This window comes from Rhodococcus sp. T7 (assembly GCF_009872365.1).
In the GTDB taxonomy this organism is placed as follows: domain Bacteria; phylum Actinomycetota; class Actinomycetes; order Mycobacteriales; family Mycobacteriaceae; genus Rhodococcus_F.
Map to the genome: position 1 here is coordinate 742,705 of NZ_WXYH01000389.1, position 1,557 is coordinate 744,261.

The following is a 1,557-nucleotide window of genomic DNA, read 5'->3' on the forward strand; positions in this document are numbered from 1 at the left end:
CCAACTACATCGCCCGAAGCCTGCTCGAGACCGGCGGCTTCAGACCCCAACTCCTACACCCCCGATTGGGATGAGCCGGATTGACCTCGTCGACGGCGGATCAGTTGTGCGCGGCCGTGCCAGCGGCCGAGGGCGTCGCCAACACGTAATCCGCAGCTGTGGCCGGCGCGGTGCCGGCCACCGGCCACAGCTGTGCGTGCGTCTATGTCCCCGGCACCGGGTGTGCCGGGGACATAGACGCAGTTCAATGCGGGTTTTTGTCCGAGGTTTCGGCTAGGTTCTGAGGTGTTCGTAAGTCCAATTCACGGGTGAGTCTGACCAGCTCGCCCACCCGACCCAAAGGGGTTTTGCTGTGAGTGTTTTTCGTATGTCTTCGCCGTCCGATGTTGTTGCCGGTGCGGTCGCGTTGGGCGGTCATCTTCCGGTCGACGAGGTGGCGGTATTGAGCCTTGACCGCCACCCGGCGGCGGTGATGCTGGTCCAGTTGGGTGACGATGCGGAGCGGGAGTCGGGGCGCATCTTGGACGCACTCGAGAGCGCCGCACCGTTCCAGGAGAGTCCGTCGATGCTGGCGGTGGTGTTCGGCCCGGCCGAGCGGGGTGATGTGGTGGGCGCGATCCTCGAGCGGCTTCGCCCCGATGCGGTGACCCCGGTGTTCGTGTTCACCGATGGTCTGGTGCGTCAGTGGCACGGGGCCGGGTCCTTGATCGGGCAGCCGGGCATGCCGGTCGATCTGGCGGCGCACCCGATCATCGCCGAGGCACTCGTGGTCGGCTCCACCACGCTCATGACCCGCGCCGAGATGCGAGCGAGTTTCGCCCCGGCCCAGCATGGTCCAGGCCGCGCCGCTATCGTGGCCGCTGGTTTCGGGCGCGAGCGCGTGATTCTGGCCGCGATGGCCCCGCAGAACGCCGCCGACCGTGCCTACGATTTCGCGTTGGCACCGTACGTGGGGGGAACCACCGGAGCGGGGGAGCGGGGCATCAGCGTCACGGACGAGCACGCCTCGATCATCGCGGCCGCGATGCACGATGTGCCGGTGCGTGATCTGCTGTTCGCCCGGATCGACGCACACAATGCCGATGCCGCCGCCGAGGTAATGCGTCAGGTCGGGGCCGTATTGCCCCATGATCTCGCCGGTGCGTTGATCATTCTTGCCGGAGTGTTTCATTGGGTGAGCCGTCACGCCGCGCTGGCACGTGAGGCGGTGAACGTGGGCCGTGCGCTCGATCCCGCGCACTCCTTCGGGAAGCTATTCGAGCAGTTTCTCAACCACGGGATGAACCCGGCACTGTGGGAGCAGCTGCGTGCCGCGGCGGTGCGGGCCCATCAGGACCAGTAGGTAACGAATCAGCGGTGCGGTGATCGAACGGGACGGTTCCGCACCGCTGGATTCGGCCAATCCCGTTGGTAATGAAGACTTCCGAAGTGATCATTTTGTTTTCTCCGGATTCCGTTATGCAACAAGCTAACCCGTGACCCAGCGCGCAGCGCGTGGGTGAATTCCGTTATTGGGCGGCTTGCCGCCCAGTCGGTTCAGGCCCCGGGCTGCGCCCG

At 65.8% G+C, this 1,557-nt stretch carries 1 protein-coding gene; it reads left to right on the forward strand.

The window, feature by feature from the left end; translation table 11 throughout:
• Window positions 1-367: 367 nt before the first annotated feature.
• On the forward strand, window positions 368-1,342 hold the full coding sequence (locus MLGJGCBP_RS47505; RefSeq protein ID WP_043827227.1) for a DUF4192 family protein: 975 nt from the start codon (window positions 368-370) through the stop codon (window positions 1,340-1,342).
• Window positions 1,343-1,557 lie beyond the last annotated feature (215 nt).

Coding starts and splice junctions, on each gene's coding strand:
- MLGJGCBP_RS47505 (WP_043827227.1), top strand. CDS start 368: ATGTCTTCGCCGTCCGATGTTGTTGCCGGTGCGGTCGCGTTGGGCGGT.